Annotated in this window: 18 protein-coding genes; 8 read left to right on the top strand and 10 right to left on the bottom strand. The window is 60.8% G+C overall.

The window, feature by feature from the left end:
- Positions 1-50 precede the first annotated feature (50 nt).
- Both N5D61_RS06070 and sutA read left to right on the top strand, forming a co-directional pair.
- Positions 51-482, top strand: coding sequence for a secondary thiamine-phosphate synthase enzyme YjbQ (locus tag N5D61_RS06070; protein WP_279891406.1), 432 nt, complete (start codon positions 51-53; stop codon positions 480-482).
- 93 nt (positions 483-575) lie between these two features.
- Positions 576-908 (top strand): transcriptional regulator SutA, encoded by a 333-nt coding sequence (gene sutA, locus N5D61_RS06065; RefSeq protein ID WP_108236167.1) that lies wholly within the window; start codon positions 576-578, stop codon positions 906-908.
- A 115-nt stretch (positions 909-1,023) separates the two neighbouring features.
- On the opposite strand, the gene N5D61_RS06060 is transcribed toward sutA, so the two are convergent.
- The 6 genes from N5D61_RS06060 to N5D61_RS06035 are packed head-to-tail and all read right to left on the bottom strand — an operon-like array spanning position 1,024 to position 5,622.
- Complete coding sequence (locus N5D61_RS06060; RefSeq protein ID WP_108236166.1) at positions 1,024-1,719, bottom strand: HAD family hydrolase; 696 nt, start codon at positions 1,717-1,719, stop codon at positions 1,024-1,026.
- The gene (gene xerC, locus N5D61_RS06055; protein ID WP_279891403.1) at positions 1,716-2,612 is read right to left on the bottom strand and encodes a tyrosine recombinase XerC; all 897 of its coding nucleotides are present in this window, start codon (positions 2,610-2,612) and stop codon (positions 1,716-1,718) included. The genes N5D61_RS06060 and xerC overlap by 4 nt, the downstream gene beginning before the upstream one ends.
- A 2-nt stretch (positions 2,613-2,614) precedes the next feature.
- Complete coding sequence (locus N5D61_RS06050) at positions 2,615-3,352, bottom strand: DUF484 family protein (protein ID WP_279891401.1); 738 nt, start codon at positions 3,350-3,352, stop codon at positions 2,615-2,617.
- A gap of 13 nt (positions 3,353-3,365) precedes the next feature.
- On the bottom strand, positions 3,366-4,196 hold the full coding sequence (gene dapF / locus N5D61_RS06045) for a diaminopimelate epimerase (protein WP_279891400.1): 831 nt from the start codon (positions 4,194-4,196) through the stop codon (positions 3,366-3,368).
- 4 nt (positions 4,197-4,200) lie between these two features.
- Positions 4,201-5,448 carry a diaminopimelate decarboxylase gene (gene lysA, locus N5D61_RS06040; RefSeq protein WP_279891399.1) on the bottom strand — a complete coding sequence of 416 codons (1,248 nt, stop codon included), beginning with the start codon at positions 5,446-5,448 and terminating at the stop codon, positions 4,201-4,203.
- 9 nt (positions 5,449-5,457) lie between these two features.
- Positions 5,458-5,622 carry a lipoprotein gene (locus N5D61_RS06035; RefSeq protein WP_108236161.1) on the bottom strand — a complete coding sequence of 55 codons (165 nt, stop codon included), beginning with the start codon at positions 5,620-5,622 and terminating at the stop codon, positions 5,458-5,460.
- A 237-nt stretch (positions 5,623-5,859) separates the two neighbouring features.
- Here N5D61_RS06035 and cyaY point away from each other — a divergent pair, with 237 nt between their 5' ends.
- Together cyaY and N5D61_RS06025 are read left to right on the top strand one after the other, a co-directional pair.
- A complete protein-coding gene (gene cyaY, locus N5D61_RS06030; protein ID WP_108236160.1) occupies positions 5,860-6,201 on the top strand; it encodes an iron donor protein CyaY in 342 nt (113 codons plus the stop codon).
- A gap of 2 nt (positions 6,202-6,203) precedes the next feature.
- Positions 6,204-6,425 carry a DUF1289 domain-containing protein gene (locus N5D61_RS06025; protein ID WP_108236159.1) on the top strand — a complete coding sequence of 74 codons (222 nt, stop codon included), beginning with the start codon at positions 6,204-6,206 and terminating at the stop codon, positions 6,423-6,425.
- A 55-nt stretch (positions 6,426-6,480) separates the two neighbouring features.
- Here the strand turns inward: N5D61_RS06025 and N5D61_RS06020 are convergent, their stop codons facing one another.
- The 4 genes from N5D61_RS06020 to argH all read right to left on the bottom strand — a co-directional run bounded on the left by N5D61_RS06020 (position 6,481) and on the right by argH (position 11,701).
- Positions 6,481-9,330 (bottom strand): class I adenylate cyclase, encoded by a 2,850-nt coding sequence (locus N5D61_RS06020; RefSeq protein WP_279891395.1) that lies wholly within the window; start codon positions 9,328-9,330, stop codon positions 6,481-6,483.
- Positions 9,331-9,516: 186 nt separating this feature from the next.
- Positions 9,517-9,765, bottom strand: coding sequence for a TIGR02647 family protein (locus N5D61_RS06015; protein ID WP_108236157.1), 249 nt, complete (start codon positions 9,763-9,765; stop codon positions 9,517-9,519).
- 181 nt (positions 9,766-9,946) lie between these two features.
- Positions 9,947-10,240 (bottom strand): hypothetical protein, encoded by a 294-nt coding sequence (locus N5D61_RS06010; protein ID WP_108236156.1) that lies wholly within the window; start codon positions 10,238-10,240, stop codon positions 9,947-9,949.
- A 66-nt stretch (positions 10,241-10,306) separates the two neighbouring features.
- Positions 10,307-11,701 carry an argininosuccinate lyase gene (gene argH, locus N5D61_RS06005; RefSeq protein ID WP_279891394.1) on the bottom strand — a complete coding sequence of 465 codons (1,395 nt, stop codon included), beginning with the start codon at positions 11,699-11,701 and terminating at the stop codon, positions 10,307-10,309.
- Between the two features lie 139 nt (positions 11,702-11,840).
- Here argH and N5D61_RS06000 point away from each other — a divergent pair, with 139 nt between their 5' ends.
- From N5D61_RS06000 to N5D61_RS05985, 4 genes are all read left to right on the top strand, one after another.
- Positions 11,841-12,923 (top strand): sensor histidine kinase, encoded by a 1,083-nt coding sequence (locus tag N5D61_RS06000; protein WP_279891392.1) that lies wholly within the window; start codon positions 11,841-11,843, stop codon positions 12,921-12,923.
- Positions 12,920-13,666, top strand: a complete 747-nt coding sequence (locus N5D61_RS05995) for a LytTR family DNA-binding domain-containing protein (protein WP_108236153.1) — start codon at positions 12,920-12,922, stop codon at positions 13,664-13,666. The genes N5D61_RS06000 and N5D61_RS05995 overlap by 4 nt, the downstream gene beginning before the upstream one ends.
- Before the next feature lie 300 nt (positions 13,667-13,966).
- Entirely contained in the window at positions 13,967-14,908 is a 942-nt protein-coding gene (gene hemC, locus N5D61_RS05990) for a hydroxymethylbilane synthase (RefSeq protein ID WP_279891389.1), read from the top strand.
- Positions 14,905-15,684: a uroporphyrinogen-III synthase gene (locus N5D61_RS05985; protein ID WP_279891387.1), complete on the top strand. Its 780-nt coding sequence runs from the start codon at positions 14,905-14,907 to the stop codon at positions 15,682-15,684. The genes hemC and N5D61_RS05985 overlap by 4 nt, the downstream gene beginning before the upstream one ends.
- The last annotated feature ends 19 nt before the right edge of the window (positions 15,685-15,703 follow it).

Below are 15,703 nucleotides of genomic sequence, written 5' to 3'. Positions count from 1 at the left end.
TGCTTTTTTTTTCAGCGCGTTAGAATGCGCGCCGAAGGGCGGAGAACCGTATGTGGCAACAGACCAGAATCACCCTGCGGGCACGGCCTCGAGGATTCCATCTGGTGACGGATGAAATCGTTGCGCAACTTCCACAGCTGCGCGACTGCCGAGTCGGTTTGTTGCATCTGTGGCTGCAGCATACCTCGGCTTCGTTGACCATCAACGAAAATGCCGACCCGGCAGTGCGACGCGACTTCGAACGTTTTTTCAATCGCCTGATCCCACAAGGACGCGGCGATTACGAGCACGATGACGAAGGCCCGGACGACCTGCCAGCGCACTTCAAAGCCAGTTTACTGGGCTGCCAGTTGCTCATTCCGATTACGGACGGGCGACTGGCGATGGGAACCTGGCAAGGTGTCTATTTAGGAGAGCATCGCGATAAAGGCGATGCGCGTAAAGTCCTCGCCACCCTTCAGGGAGAGGGGCACGACCGCTGATTGTCGGCGGTAGTTGAATTTTTTCCGGCTGTCTTAGAAATTAAGCGCAACTGGGCTATAACTAATCTGCTTTCGCAAGTCATGAGGTAGAACATGAGCGACGACGACATCGATAACGAGAGTCTTGACGATGATCTGGAAGGTGAGGACGAGGGTGAGGAGCTTGCGGCTGCTCCTGAAGACGACGGCGCGGAGATAGAAGACAGTCCCGACGCTCCGGCGGCCCCTGCCAAAGGTAAAGCCAAGGCTGCGGTCTCGGTCGATGAGCTGCCCAGCGTGGAAGCCAAGAACAAAGAGCGCGATGCTCTGGCCCGCGCGATGGAAGAGTTCCTTGCCCGCGGTGGCAAGATTCAGGAGGTCGAAGCCAATGTGGTTGCCGACCCTCCCAAAAAGCCTGACAACAAGTACGGCAGCCGTCCTATCTGAGGACGTCTGGCGCCGCCGAGAAAAAGCCCGCTGTCGCTGCGGGCTTTTTTTTGGCTTTAGATCGCAACACCTATGCCCTTCGGGCATCAATTTAGCGATTTATCGCCAAACACCCTCACCCCCACCGCGCCAACACCTCTGGCAACTGCGTCAGGCTGCGGATCTCGGCATCCGGCAATTTATCTGCCTCCCACGCCTTGCCGCCGGGGTTGTACCAGATCGCGCGCAATCCGGCCTGCTGTGCGCCTGCGATGTCATCGCCCGGGTGATCCCCCACGTGGACGGCATGGGCAGCGTCTGCCTTGCCTCGCTTGAGGGCTTCGAGGAAAGGCGCTGGATCGGGCTTGCCGATGCCCAGATCTTCCGCGCACAGCGCAAAGGCGAAATAGTCTGCCAAGCCCAGTCGACGTACATCGGCGTTGCCGTTGGTCACGACCCCCAAGGTGTAAGACTTGGTGAGGATTTCCAGCGTGGGCACCACTTCCGGGAAGATATCCAACTGGTGGCGGCCTTTGAGAAACACTTCGAAACTCTGTTCGGCCAGATCCTGCGCCTCGGTGGCGCTGTAACCGGCGTCCTCCAGCGCGTGGAACAGCACACGGCGACGCAATGCGCTGATCCGATGCTTGAAGCTGGGATCGGCCTCCACCAGCCGCGAGCGGATTTCCCACAAATGCTCTACCGGAACCGCACCCAGTTTCGGGGCATTCTCACCCAGCCAGTCGCGCAACATGGCTTCCGCGCTGACGATGGCGGGCGCCGTTTCCCATAGGGTGTCGTCCAGATCGAAGGTAATCAGCTTGACGCTCATTCGGAAGGATCCTTGCGTTTGGCCCGCGGGTGGGCGCTGTCGTACACGGTCGCCAGATGCTGAAAGTCCAGGTGTGTGTAGATCTGGGTCGTGGTGATATCGGCGTGGCCAAGCAACTCCTGAACGCCGCGCAGGTCTTGGGACGATTCCAGCAAATGGCTGGCGAACGAGTGCCGTAACATGTGGGGGTGCAGGTTCTGCCCCAATTCGCGCTCACCCGCTGCCTTGACCCGAAGTTGAATCGAGCGCGGTCCGAGACGGCGCCCCTGCTGGCTGATGAACACGGCGTCGTCGCGAGGGTTGGCCAGCGCCCGTTGTTTCAGCCAGGCTGCCAACGCTTCTCGGGCTTTTCTACCCACAGGGAGCACGCGTGTCTTGCTGCCTTTGCCCAGCACTTGAACCAGACCGTCGGCCAGATCCAGTTGCTCGCAATTCAGGCCGGTCAGCTCGGACAAGCGCAAGCCGGACGAATAAAACAGTTCAAGAATCGCATGGTCACGACGCGCGAGAAACTCGTCTTCGACGCCGCCCTCCAGCAACTGCAGCGTACGATCGGCATCAAGGGTTTTTGGCAGCCGACGCTCGCCTTTGGGCGGAGAAAGCCCGTTCGCAGGATCGTGGTTGCACAGGCCTTCGCGGTTCAGGTGGTGATAGAACCCGCGGACGGCGGAAAGCAGCCTTGCAATGCTGCGTGAGGATTGGCCCTGTTGGTGCAGCCGCGCCACCAGCGCGCGCATCGCCGCAGCGTCCAGTGCTGTCCAATCGGCGATGTGCTGTTTCTCGCAGAAACTCAGCACTTTGCTCAGGTCGCGACGATAGGCTTCAAGCGTATGGCTCGACACTTGACGCTCACTGCGAAGGTGAGTGCAGTAGGCGTCCAGTTGCCGTTCCATGGCTAGCGCACCGAGCGCAAAGCGTTGGTGAAACGCGGCAGCAGGCGGCTAAGCACGTCAGCGATGTAGCTGAGGAACAAGGTACCCACCGAGCTTTTGTAATGCTGCGGGTCACGGCTGCCAATGGCCAGTACGCCGTGCAGGCCTTGGTGATTCAGCGCAACGATCGCGGTGGAGCCCACTTCCTTGCTCTGATCGGCGCCAAACAGAAACTCCAGTTCGTGCTCCCGCAAGGCTCCGCAGACGGTCTTGCCGCCTGAGAGCAGACCGCCGATGGCTTTCTGCGCGTCTGCGCTGCTGACCCAGCGGCCCACGACCATGGGGTTGTCGCTGAACAGAATCAGGCTCACGAATGGCACCTGGAACTCCTGACGCAGGCTGTCTTCGACGGCCATGACAATCTCTTCCAGGCTGGTGGCATCCATCAGCGCCAGAATCAGGCGACGGGTTTTCTCGAACAGACGGTCGTTGTCGCGTGCAACATCCATCAGTTGGGAGAGGCGATGGCGCATCTCGATATTGCGCTCACGCAGCAGTTTCAACTGGCGCTCGACCAGCGAAACGGTGTCGCCGCGTTGGTGAGGAATGCGCATTGTCGTGAGCAACTCATCGTGCTCAGCGAAGAAATCCGGATGTTTGTGCAGCCAAGCCGCGACAGCCTCGGCTTCAAGGGCAGGCACTGTCTGGTCGGTGAACGATTCACCGGGCGTGTCGGTTGAAGTCTGAGGCTTGTCGGTCATTGCATGCTCTCACTCATAAACGAACTTGGCCTTCGTAGACCCTGACGGCCGGGCCGGTCATCACTACCGGGTGGCCCGGCCCTGCCCATTCGATGGACAGGCGTCCGCCCGGCAGGTCGATCAGCAATGGCGAGTCCATCCAGCCTTGACTGATGGCCGCCACGGCGGCGGCGCACGCGCCGGTACCGCAGGCCTGGGTTTCTCCCGCACCCCGCTCCCACACCCGCAACTGCGCGCGCTGGCGATCGACGACGTGCAGGAAACCCACGTTCACTCGGGCCGGGAAGCGCGGATGGTGTTCAATCTTCGGGCCCAGGCTGTGAACCGGTGCGTTGTTGATGTCGTACACCCGCAGGACCGCATGGGGATTACCCATTGAAACGGCGGCCAGCTCGACAGGTTCGCCCTCCACCTCAAGCGTGTAGCTGAGCGCCTGCTGAGGCGCATCGAAAGGGATGTCAGCAGGGGCCAGGCGTGGCGCGCCCATGTCGACACTGATCTGGCCGTCGCTGCGGATGTCCAGCTCGATGATGCCGCCTTTGGTTTCGACGCGGATCTGTTTCTTGGCGGTCAGCCGCTTGTCCAGCACGAAGCGGGCAAAACAGCGCGCGCCGTTGCCGCACTGCTCGACCTCCGAACCGTCCGAATTGAAGATCCGATAGCGAAAGTCCACGTCCGGGTTGCTGGGCGCTTCGACCAGCAACAGTTGATCGAAACCAATGCCGGTGTGCCGATCGCCCCACTGTTTGGCGTGCTTGGGCAGGATGTGCGCGTGCTGGCTCACGAGGTCCAGCACCATGAAGTCATTGCCCAGGCCGTGCATCTTGGTAAAACGCAGCAGCATGGGATTACTCCGGCAACAGGCTTTCGCCAGCGAACAGCTCGGTGAGGGTTTCGCGACGGCGTACTTCGAATGCCTGGTCGCCGTCGACCAACACTTCGGCGCTGCGGCCACGGGTGTTGTAGTTCGAACTCATGACAAAGCCATAGGCACCCGCCGAGTGGACGGTCAGCAGATCCCCCTCGGCCAGCGCCAGGTCGCGCTCCTTGGCCAGGAAGTCACCGGTCTCACAAATCGGGCCGACGACGTCGTAGGTGCGTGCTACGCCGTCGCGAGGTTTGACGGCCTTGACGTCCATCCAGGCTTGATACAACGCGGGACGGATCAGGTCGTTCATCGCGGCGTCGACGATGGCGAAATCCTTGTGCTCGGTGTGCTTGAGGTACTCGACCCGAGTCAGCAGTACGCCCGCGTTGGCGACGATGAAACGACCGGGTTCGAACATCAGCGCCAGGTCCCGACCTTCGAGGCGCTCGCGCACGGCTTTGATGTAGTCGCCGGCCAGAGGAGGTTCTTCATCGCGGTAGCGCACCCCAAGACCGCCACCCAGGTCCAGGTGACGCAGATGAATGCCGCAATCGCCGAGGCGATCGATGAGGTCCAGCAGCCGATCCAGAGCGTCGACGAATGGCGCCAGTGTGGTCAGTTGCGAGCCGATGTGGCAGTCGACGCCGATGACTTCCAGGTTGGGCAGTTGTGAGGCGCGCACGTATACGTCTTCGGCGTCGGCGATCGCGATGCCGAACTTGTTTTCTTTCAGACCGGTGGAAATGTAAGGGTGAGTGCCGGCATCCACGTCCGGGTTCACCCGCAGGGACACCGGCGCGCGCACGCCCATTTCGGCGGCCACGACTTGCAGGCGCTCCAGCTCGTCGGTGGACTCTACGTTGAAGCAATGCACGCCGACTTCAAGGGCGCGACGCATGTCGTCACGGGTCTTGCCGACACCGGAAAATACGATGCGGTCGGCTTGACCGCCCGCGGCCAGAACGCGCTCCAGTTCGCCTCGGGACACGATATCGAAACCGGCGCCCAGACGGGCCAGGACGTTGAGCACGCCCAGGTTCGAGTTGGCCTTGACAGCGAAACACACCAGATGCGGCATGCCATCCAGCGCGTCGGCGTAGGCGCGGTACTGGGCTTCGATATGGGCTCGGGAATAAACATAGGTCGGCGTGCCGAAACGCTCGGCGATGGCAGACAATGCAACTCCCTCCGCGAACAGCTCACCGCCGCGGTAGTTGAAGGCGTCCATGGTCAATCCCTAGTAAGTCGAGGTCTGGTGCTTGTGCGAGTGCGAAGAATTTTCGGCGCCAGGTGCACTGGACGTTTCGCCGTCGGGCAGATACAGCGGGCCTTTCTGACCGCAGGCAGAGACCAGGCACGCAACGGCGAGGAGCGCGGCCAGGGAGGAAATCAGGCGCTTCATGGCGAAATCCTTTGTATAAGCATTAATTGCGCCCGAGTATACCGACCACCCGACAGATTGCCTATGCGCTACGGCTCCCGTCCGGCGGGGGTTTGACGGATCGTGCGGCAGGGAAGGGCTCGACGGGCGTTTTTTGGCGCGGCTACGTGCTAATGGGCGGGTAAGCTTTGCAATTGACCGGAAGCGACCGTATCTTGCGTCGCTGCGCCATTCGTAGACACTTTCGAGGTTCCCGCAATGAGTTTGACCGAAGCCCGCTTTCACGATCTGGTCGATGCCACGCAAGAAAAACTTGAGGACATCTTCGACGAGAGTGACCTGGATCTGGACCTCGAGAGTTCGGCCGGTGTTCTGACCGTGAAATTCGAAAACGGTACTCAATTCATCTTCAGCCGTCAGGAGCCGTTGCGCCAGCTTTGGCTTGCAGCAGTCGCCGGTGGTTTCCACTTCGATTACGACGAAGAGGAAAAGCGCTGGGTTTGCGACAAGACCGAAGAATTGCTGGGTGAAATGCTGACGCGTCTGGCGCAGGCGCAGGCCGGCGTCGAACTGGATTTCGATGCAATCGACGGCAACTGATCGTGACGGCGAGCACGACGTCGGCGCGGCCGCCGAAACCTCTGTTCAGCAACGTCAGCCCGGCGGTGCCGTCACCCTGTATCAGTGTCTGCAGGTTGGATGAGCAGCGAATTTGCACCGGCTGTTTCCGCCATGTCGAAGACATCCGCGAGTGGCGGGCGGCAACGGATGAGCGGCGTCGCGAAATCGTGCATCAGGCCGATCAGCGCCGAGTGCAATCCTGAGGTTGTGCGATTGGCGAATCTTTTGGAGCTTGGCCGCAGCCCGTGAGTTGCGCCGTCAAGCCTCGTCCATGGCCGCATTCAGCGACTTTTCCAGCTCGGCCTTATAGCGCAGGAACAAGATGGTTTCGCCGCGTGTGTCCGCCAGCAACCCCGACAGATCCAGGTCAGTGATGTAGCACCGATAGCGCTGGGGTTCGCGGCGCTGGTCGAGGATCTGCCGCGCGACGACGCTGTAAAGCTGTTCACCGTATTCAAGCTCCGAAAACTCTCTTCCGTCGCAATACAGCGTAACGCTGACTTGCCCTGGGGCCGCTTCTTCGACGATGGCTTGCACGTCGTAGAAGGGCTTGTCGGTAGGTGTGACCGGTCCGAGCCGTTGCTCGATCCGTCGCGCTCGACCCGCGCCGTCCGGCGTGATTCGGTAATACAGGGTTTCCAGCGCGGAAGGGTCGAGGGGGTTATCCAGCGGCAACAGGGCACCCCGTCGGTACATCAATGATTGCAGGAAACGCTGCAACGGCGTGAGCAAGCTCGGCTCGTCATGGTACGGCAGCCGCTGATGCCAGAGCGCGTTATGCTCGTCCAGTACGTAGAGGTCGGCATTGGGCTCGCTGATTCGATAAAACACTTGAATGCATTCAGGCTGGCCGTGGGGAATCACCAACGATAAGTCACTGTCATCCAGCGCCTGAGGGTCCAGATGTATCGGGCTGTAGGCCGGTAGCTCCTCGGCCAAGTAGTCATACAGTTCGGCCAGATCGTCCAACGCGACGTGCCCCACTTGGCCGGGCGTCATTTCCAGAACGTGGTAACGATGCTGGACCTGGATCAGGTAGCGATGATTCAGCCGTCGGCTCAACAGCAACTTGGCGGTATTTACCAGTTCCTCGACCCGTTGCGCGATGGCCGGCGCGCGGTTATGGCAGAAGCAACGGACGTGGATGGCGGGCGGGGGAGAGGCGTCAGGCAGGCTGTTCAGCAACTCGGTCAGGCAGTCGAACAACGCATGCGGCCCGTCGAAGCGATTGACCAGCAACTCGTTCCAACTGTTGAGCGTGATTTGGTCGAACGTCAGCACCAGATTTTCCCTCACCCCTGCGTAGCTCAACGAGTCGGTACGCTCGGTGGTCATCAGGATGTTCAGGTCCTTGTGATGCTTGAGCGGATCGACGCCGACATTGACCAACAGCAGCATCTGGCGGGGCACGCTGGGGCGCAGCAGTGCTTCATCGGACACCCGACCCAGTGGCATGGGCAGAATTTGTTGCAGTGCGCCCTGCAGATTGAACAGTTCGAATTCGGTCAGGTCGCTGTTGCCGGGATGCAGGGCAAGGCGCGTACTGATGTCGATCACGTTGTTCCGATGGCACCACGTCAGCAATTCCAGGAGTTCACGGCTGCGCTTGATGGGGGCGAAGGACTCCCACTCGTGGACACTCAGGTTGCCGTTGTACAGACCCCATTGGTATTTGCCCGGTTCGCGCTTGTTGGGTGATTGCACCAGCGTGAGCGTGTCTTCGGCCAGGTCCGGCGCGATGCCCGGGTTGACGAACTCGACCTTGCCCGCCTTGCGTTCGAACGCGGCATAGAGGCGACGCCCCAGCAGATTGAGGTCGCGCTTGTTGATCGAATTGACGGTGTTCTGAGTCCGTGCGAACTGCGTCAGGAAGCGGTAGCTGAAGTTGAGTTCGCTCACCAGTGCACGCCGTTCACTGGCAACCTGTCGGACTTTCCACTGACTGCGGCTGTCGAGCAGGGCCAATTGACGCTCGTCCCACTTCCACTCCTGGGCCAGCCGCTCCAGCAACAGACGCTGCCAGCCAGGGGCGCGCTGACGAAGCGAGCCCGTCAGCTTCTTGTTCACTTTGAGGTACAGGCACCGGCGCACCAGCTCCAATCGCTCGGGTTCGCCACGGGCCCGCAGATACTCCTCGATTCGGCGATAAACCATCATGTAAGGGTCGAGCTCGTCGAGGTCCACTCGACTGGCGAATACCTCTTGCTTCATCCGCAAGCTCAGGCACTGCACGTGCGGATGCTCGCTGGCATAAGCCTCGGTCAGCAGCAGCTTGAGCACCGATTTGTAAGGCGACTCGATCCCTTTGAACAGTTGCCAGAGTCCGGCACCGAGGAATTCTCCGGGCGGAATGTGAGACAGGTTACCCAGGTCGAGCACTTCGTCTTCGCGGATGAAACGCTTGGAGAGCAGCGTGTGGGTGTATTCGGCGTAGCGGGACTCTTCGTAGACGGGCACCAGCCACCAGATCGGTGTCCGACCCGCCAGCCAGATGGCCGTGCGATAAAACTCGTCAAGCAGCAGATAGTGTTGAGTGGTTCCGCAATCTTCGCCGCTGAGTTGCGCATCGCGTTCGCCTTGCACGAAACGTTCGGGGTCGATCAGGAAAAAATGCGCTTCGGCCCCCATGGTTGCGGCCCACGCCTCCAATGCCTGACATTTTCTACGCAACTCCGCGACCTCATCCGCCGACAGAAGGCTGTCATGGCAGATCCACACATCCATATCGCTTTGATCGGCCTGAGCCAGCGTGCCAAGACTGCCCATCAAGAAAATGCCGTGGATCGGCTGAGGTGGATTACCGCGGCGTGGCTTATAGGAAAACGACCGTGTGAGCCGCTGGGCTTCGGCCAGCGTCGAGGGATCGGGTTCGTAGTGCGAGACGCCAGCAGGCGTGGCACCCGATACGTAGCCGGGCAGCAACGGATGATTGACATGAAAAAACAGCGGCAGCAGTGCCAACACTGACTGCTGGCGTGTGGACAGGCCTTCGATGGCGCGAGAGAGCCGCCCTGCGTTGAGGGTGAGAAAACGGTTGCGCAGCTGGCTGAGGACCTTGCGGTCTATGCCCTCATCCAGATCGGGGCGGATTTCGAAACTGCGAATCATCGCGACTCAAGCCGGGTGGCGGCACTGCTGGGTAACGGGCAAGGCGCAGGCAAGAATGGTTCAGCGATTGCAGGCGGCTGTTTCTTTTTCTGGCGCCAAAATTCTATCGGCGCAGCATCTTATAAAAGTAGGGTTCGCGAAACCTTTATTTCGAGGGGTCCATAAAGATTTCGCGATGGAGCGGGCTCAGGCCGCTTCTTGCTGAGTGGACAGAATGATCAGCAGCGATTGGGCATGCTCGGCAGCGTCCAGGCCAAGGCTGGTGAGGTATCCGCCGTCGACCTGGGTCGTCAGGCCTTTATCGAACAGCCGCTTGGCAGCGGCCACCGCGGTAGGCGTCGCGTCATGGTGGACCTTGAGACCCTCCTGGGTATTACGCAGGTTATACAGCGACAGGATTTCCAGTTCGGCAACCAATTCAGGGGTAAACGACATAGGTGCTCCAGACTTTTTGTAATGGAAGACGCGGCGAAGGAATCGCAGGCGTGACCGCCCCGTGGAACGACTGGCAGTCGGGGCAAGTGGAGTGTAGTAAGCGTCTGGAGGTTTTGCAGGAAGTCTCTGGCCAGTCGTCAGATGGTCCTTGGCGCGCGGAATTTTAGGCGGATGGACCGCGTTACTGCTCGTCATCCAGTGCGACGCCTGGCGGCAATTCCGGCAGCGCGCGCAGGGCCTGCTCGTACCATTCGGTGTTGAAGGGGCGATCGTCCTCCAGGATGCCGTCGATTTCCACGGCCAACACATGGGCCATCATGTTGAGGATATCGTCACGCTCGTACCCCACCAGGGTCAGTTTGTTGAACGTGGCCTTGGCTGCGGGTGGGTTGCCGCTTTCGATCTGGTTCTCAATGGCTTGAATCAGGGTCGACTCGGCAAATGCTTCGTCATCGTTGTCGATTTGATCGCTCATGGCAGTTCTCTGTGTGCTGAAGCTTAATCAGGGCCATTCAGATGGAATGGCCCCCGTATCGATCGCTCAGCGGCTGGCGAGCAATTGCTTGCCGCGCGCTACAGCGGCCTTCACTTGTGCCGGAGCGGTACCGCCAATGTGGTTCCGAGCGTTGACCGAGCCCTCCAGTGTCAGCACCGCAAACACGTCCTGCTCGATCTGGTCGCTGAATTGCCGAAGTTCGTCGAGTGTCATCTCGGCAAGGTCCTTGCCGGTTTCGACGCCGTATTTCACGGCGTGGCCGACGATCTCGTGGCAGTCTCGGAAGGGCAGGCCGCGGCGAACCAGATAATCGGCCAGGTCAGTGGCGGTCGAGAATCCACGCAGCGCCGCTTCACGCATGATCGTGTGCTTTGGCTTGATGGCGGGGATCATGTCGGCAAAGGCACGCAGCGAATCGCGCAAGGTGTCGGCGGCGTCGAACAGCGGCTCCTTGTCCTCCTGATTGTCCTTGTTGTAGGCCAGAGGCTGGCCTTTCATCAAGGTCAACAGGCCCATCAGCGCGCCGAACACTCGGCCGCTTTTGCCACGTACCAGCTCGGGCACATCGGGGTTTTTCTTTTGCGGCATGATCGAGCTGCCGGTGCAGAAGCGGTCCGGCAGGTCGATGAACTGGAATTGAGCGCTCGTCCACAGGACCAGTTCTTCGGAGAAGCGCGACAGGTGCATCATCGCGACGCTGGCGGCCGAGCAGAATTCGATGGCGAAATCGCGGTCGGACACACTGTCCAGCGAGTTGCCGCCGACGGCTTCGAAGCCCAGCAGTTGACAGGTCAATTCGCGGTCTATCGGGTAGGTGGTGCCCGCCAGCGCAGCGCTGCCCAGCGGCATGCGGTTAGTGCGTTTGCGGCAATCGACCAGGCGCTCGTGGTCACGGCTGAGCATTTCGAACCAGGCCAGCATGTGATGCCCGAACGTTACCGGTTGCGCGGTCTGCAAGTGCGTGAAGCCAGGCATGATGGTGTCGGCTTCACGCTCGGCCAGGCCCAGCAGACCCTCCTGCAAGCGCGTGATCTCAGCGAGGATCAGGTCGATCTCGTCACGCAGCCACAAGCGGATGTCGGTGGCGACCTGATCGTTGCGGCTGCGGCCGGTGTGCAGTTTTTTGCCGGTGATACCGATGCGGTCGGTCAGGCGCGCTTCGATGTTCATGTGCACGTCTTCCAAGTCCACGCGCCAGTCGAACGAGCCCGCTTCGATCTCGCCCTGAATGGTCTTCAGGCCGTCGATGATGGTGTCGCGCTCGGTATCGGTCAGAACGCCCACCTTGGCCAGCATCGTGGCGTGGGCGATCGAGCCCATGATGTCGTGGCGATAGAGACGCTGATCGAACGTGACGGACGCGGTGAAGCGTGCGACGAAGGCGTCGACGGGTTCACTGAAGCGGCCGCCCCAGGACTGGTTGGTCTTGTCGGTGCTCATGGATTCGCTCGCTGCTTTACTGTTGACTGTACGGATGGAGAGAGGCCGATTTTGAAAGGCGCGGGCGATGATAACAGGATTGCCGGTTTTTTAGGCTTGGCAGCATCCTCGCGCGCAGTGGTACGCAGAGAGTGAATGTATGGAGAACGAGCGCAATCCACCGGGCCGGAGCGCTTCACCCGGTAAAGAATTCTTCCTTCCGGAACTGTGCCTGCCCCAAGCGCTGCTGGTGTTGGTCGTGCTCGCCGAGCTGTTGGTCCTCGTGCTGGTGCTGATTGAACCGATGTACCCGCAGTTCGACTGGGTGCGTCTGGCACTCATATCGCTGTTCGTACAGTGGATCGTCTTGCTCTCGGCAGGCTTGCTCTGCGGTCTGCGCCCTTGGCTCGCAAGGCTCAGGCCGGGTGTTGCCGGCGCCGCTGGCTGCCTGCTGGTGATGACCATGACGCTGATGTGCACGGCCGTGACCGACTACTGCCAACCGGCAGGCGCCACATCTCTTGATGCCCCAGTTGAACGCTATGTGCGCTATTCGTTGATCGCGCTGATCATGTCGGCGCTGATGTTGCGCTACTTTTACCTGCAGAGTCAGTGGCGCAAACAGCAACAGGCAGAACTGCGTGCCCGGATCGAATCGTTGCAAGCGCGCATCCGGCCGCACTTTCTGTTCAACACCCTCAACAGCATTGCGAGCCTGGTCAACAGTGATCCGGCCAAGGCCGAGCAGGCGGTGCTGGACCTCTCGGACCTGTTTCGCGCCAGCCTGGGCAAGCCCGGCGGCCTCACGACGTGGCGCGAAGAACTGGAATTGGCTAAACGATATCTATCGATTGAGCAATATCGACTTGGCGAGCGTCTACAGTTGGACTGGGACGTCAGCGCAATTCCCGACGACTTGCCGATTCCCCAGCTAACCTTGCAGCCATTACTTGAGAACGCGTTGATTTATGGCATCGCGCCCCGTGTCGAAGGCGGTGTGGTCAGAGTCGAGGCGGACTACGAACGGGGAGTATTCATATTGCGCGTCAGTAATCCCTATGACGAAGTCGCCCGACGGCAGACTTCAAGCGGCACTCAACAGGCCTTGGCAAACATCGGCGCTCGAATCACGGCACTTTTTGGGCCCCATGCGAGTCTGAGCGTGGAACGCCGTGACGGTCGTCACTTCACCTGTCTACGCTATCCTTGTGCGAGACTCACGCAGGAAGCCAGTGCAATATGAATGTCCTGATCGTTGATGACGAACCCCTAGCCCGCGATCGCCTGAGCCGTCTGGTCGGCGACCTGGAGGGCTACCGGGTCCTTGAACCCAGCGCCACCAATGGCGAAGAAGCCTTGACGCTGATCGATAGTTTGAAGCCCGACGTGGTGTTGCTCGACATCCGCATGCCCGGGCTGGACGGGCTGCAAGTCGCAGCCAAATTGTGTGAGCGCGACACGCCGCCTGCGGTGGTGTTCTGCACCGCCCATGACGAGTTCGCCCTGGAGGCTTTTCAGGTCAGCGCGGTGGGTTATCTGGTCAAGCCAGTGCGTCCGGAAAACCTGCTCGAGGCGCTGAAAAAGGCCGAGCGGCCCAATCGGGTGCAACTGGCGGCAATGACGCGTCCGGCTGCCGAGAGCGGCAGCGGCCCGCGCACCCACATCAGCGCCCGTACGCGTAAGGGCATCGAGCTCATTCCGTTGGACCATGTGATCTATTTCATCGCCGACCACAAGTATGTGACGTTGCGTCATGAGGACGGCGAGGTGCTGCTCGATGAGCCGTTGAAGGCATTGGAAGACGAATTCGGCGATCGGTTCGTGCGTATTCATCGCAACGCCCTGGTGGCCCGTGATCGCATCGAACGCCTGCAGCGCACGCCATTGGGCCACTTCCAACTGTTTCTCAAAGGCCTGAACGGAGATGCGCTGATCGTCAGCCGCCGCCATGTGGCGGGCGTTCGCAAGATGATGCAGCAGCTCTGACAGGCTTGGCGCTGCTCCCGTAGCAGCGCGGCTTGTCGGCGGCAGCGATGGTGAGGATCTGAGTGCAGCGGGAGCGGGCCTGCCCGCGAACGCATCGTGTCAGTCAGCAATTTTGTCACAGGCACGCCGCCATCGCCGGCAAGCGCGCTCCTACGGGGGAGTCCCACAGTCGGAGCGCGCGACACGCCACCCCATGGCAGTGCACGGACGATCCGAGATCACGAAGCGTCGTAGACAGCCATCGGCCCCACGGGGCCGAACTGTTATCATCTGGCGCATTCATTCAGTACGGACCGTTCCATGTCTCCTCGCGAAATCCGCATCGCTACCCGCAAAAGCGCTTTGGCGCTGTGGCAAGCCGAATACGTCAAGGCTCGTCTGGAGCAGGCTCATCCTGGCCTGATCGTGACGCTGGTGCCCATGGTCAGCCGCGGCGACAAACTGCTCGACTCGCCACTTTCGAAAATCGGTGGCAAGGGATTATTCGTCAAAGAGCTGGAAACTGCGTTGCTGGAGAATGAAGCGGACATCGCCGTGCACTCCATGAAGGACGTGCCCATGGACTTCCCCCAAGGCCTGGGGCTGTTCTGTATCTGCGAGCGTGAAGACCCCCGCGATGCATTCGTCTCCAACACCTACGCCAGCCTCGACGACTTGCCTGCCGGCAGCATCGTCGGCACGTCCAGCTTGCGCCGTCAGGCCCAACTGCTGGCGCGCCGTCCTGATTTGACCATCCATTTCTTGCGCGGCAACGTGAACACCCGGTTGGCCAAGCTCGATGCCGGCGAATACGACGCCATCATCCTGGCCGCGGCGGGCCTGATCCGGCTGGGTTTCGAAGATCGTATTACGTCTGCGATCAGCATCGATCACAGCCTGCCGGCGGGCGGGCAGGGTGCGGTCGGCATCGAATGCCGCAGCATGGACATTGACCTGCACGCGTTGCTGGCTCCTCTGCATCACGCGGAGACTGCGGTGCGTGTCACTGCCGAACGTGCATTGAACAAGCATTTGAACGGTGGGTGCCAGGTACCGATTGCCTGCTATGCCGTGCTCGAGGATGAGCAGCTATGGCTGCGCGGACTGGTCGGTGATCCGGCAGGCAGCCTGTTATTGCACGCCGAAGGGCGTGCTCCGCAATCCGACGCTCAGGCGTTGGGTGTTCAGGTGGCCGAGGCACTGTTGGAACAGGGCGCGGCGAAGATCCTGAAAGCGGTTTATGGCGAGGCAGACGAAGCGTGAAGGGATGGCGGCTTCTGCTGACCCGCCCTGCGGATGAGTCGCAGGCCCTTGCCCGCACGCTCGCCGAATCGGGGGTGTTCAGTGCCAGCCTGCCGTTGCTGGAAATCGAGCCGTTGCCGATGACCGAAGAACGGCGCGCCATCGTCTACAACCTTGCGACTTACTGTGCCGTGATCGTCGTCAGCAAACCGGCGGCACGATTGGGTCTGGAATGGGTAGACGAGGTCTGGCCGCAGCCGCCGATGCAGCATTGGTTTGCCGTCGGCGCCGCCACTGCGCAGATTCTCGATGACTACAACCTGCGAGTGTTTTTCCCCGAGCGCGGCGACGACAGCGAAGCGCTGCTCGACTTGCCCCAACTGCAAGAAACCCTCGCGGCGGTTTACGACCCCAAAGTGTTGATCATGCGCGGCGAAGAGGGCCGCGAGTGGCTGGCCGATCGTTTGCGCGAGCGGGGGGCTAGCGTCGATTACCTCCCGTTGTACCGTCGCTTTCTGCCGCAATACCCGGCTTTTGCGTTGCCTGGGATAGTGCAGGCGGAACGCTTGAACGGGCTGGTGGTCAGCAGTGGACAAGGTTTTCAGCATCTGCGTGAACTGGCAGGCGATGCCTGGGCAGCGTTGTCGCAGATGCCATTATTCGTACCGAGCCCCCGGGTCGCTGAACTGGCGCGTGAAGCCGGCGCCCAAACCGTAGTGGACTGCCGTGGCGCCAGCGCTTCGGCCTTGCTGACAGCGCTGCGGGCGTACCCCGCACCTGTCTCCCCGGCGTCATGATCGACCCGTCGGATGACGT

This window comes from Pseudomonas sp. GD03842 (genome assembly GCF_029841165.1).
Taxonomy (GTDB): domain Bacteria; phylum Pseudomonadota; class Gammaproteobacteria; order Pseudomonadales; family Pseudomonadaceae; genus Aquipseudomonas.
Note: the sequence above shows the minus strand (reverse complement) of the source record. Positions and strands in the feature narration are given on the sequence as shown.

Coding starts and splice junctions, on each gene's coding strand:
- N5D61_RS06060 (WP_108236166.1), bottom strand. CDS start 1,719: ATGAGCGTCAAGCTGATTACCTTCGATCTGGACGACACCCTATGGGAA.
- N5D61_RS06050 (WP_279891401.1), bottom strand. CDS start 3,352: ATGACCGACAAGCCTCAGACTTCAACCGACACGCCCGGTGAATCGTTC.
- N5D61_RS06070 (WP_279891406.1), top strand. CDS start 51: ATGTGGCAACAGACCAGAATCACCCTGCGGGCACGGCCTCGAGGATTC.
- hemC (WP_279891389.1), top strand. CDS start 13,967: ATGTCTCCTCGCGAAATCCGCATCGCTACCCGCAAAAGCGCTTTGGCG.
- N5D61_RS06020 (WP_279891395.1), bottom strand. CDS start 9,330: ATGATTCGCAGTTTCGAAATCCGCCCCGATCTGGATGAGGGCATAGAC.
- xerC (WP_279891403.1), bottom strand. CDS start 2,612: ATGGAACGGCAACTGGACGCCTACTGCACTCACCTTCGCAGTGAGCGT.
- N5D61_RS06000 (WP_279891392.1), top strand. CDS start 11,841: ATGGAGAACGAGCGCAATCCACCGGGCCGGAGCGCTTCACCCGGTAAA.
- N5D61_RS05995 (WP_108236153.1), top strand. CDS start 12,920: ATGAATGTCCTGATCGTTGATGACGAACCCCTAGCCCGCGATCGCCTG.
- N5D61_RS06010 (WP_108236156.1), bottom strand. CDS start 10,240: ATGAGCGATCAAATCGACAACGATGACGAAGCATTTGCCGAGTCGACC.
- dapF (WP_279891400.1), bottom strand. CDS start 4,196: ATGCTGCTGCGTTTTACCAAGATGCACGGCCTGGGCAATGACTTCATG.
- N5D61_RS06035 (WP_108236161.1), bottom strand. CDS start 5,622: ATGAAGCGCCTGATTTCCTCCCTGGCCGCGCTCCTCGCCGTTGCGTGC.
- argH (WP_279891394.1), bottom strand. CDS start 11,701: ATGAGCACCGACAAGACCAACCAGTCCTGGGGCGGCCGCTTCAGTGAA.
- N5D61_RS06015 (WP_108236157.1), bottom strand. CDS start 9,765: ATGTCGTTTACCCCTGAATTGGTTGCCGAACTGGAAATCCTGTCGCTG.
- lysA (WP_279891399.1), bottom strand. CDS start 5,448: ATGGACGCCTTCAACTACCGCGGCGGTGAGCTGTTCGCGGAGGGAGTT.
- cyaY (WP_108236160.1), top strand. CDS start 5,860: ATGAGTTTGACCGAAGCCCGCTTTCACGATCTGGTCGATGCCACGCAA.
- sutA (WP_108236167.1), top strand. CDS start 576: ATGAGCGACGACGACATCGATAACGAGAGTCTTGACGATGATCTGGAA.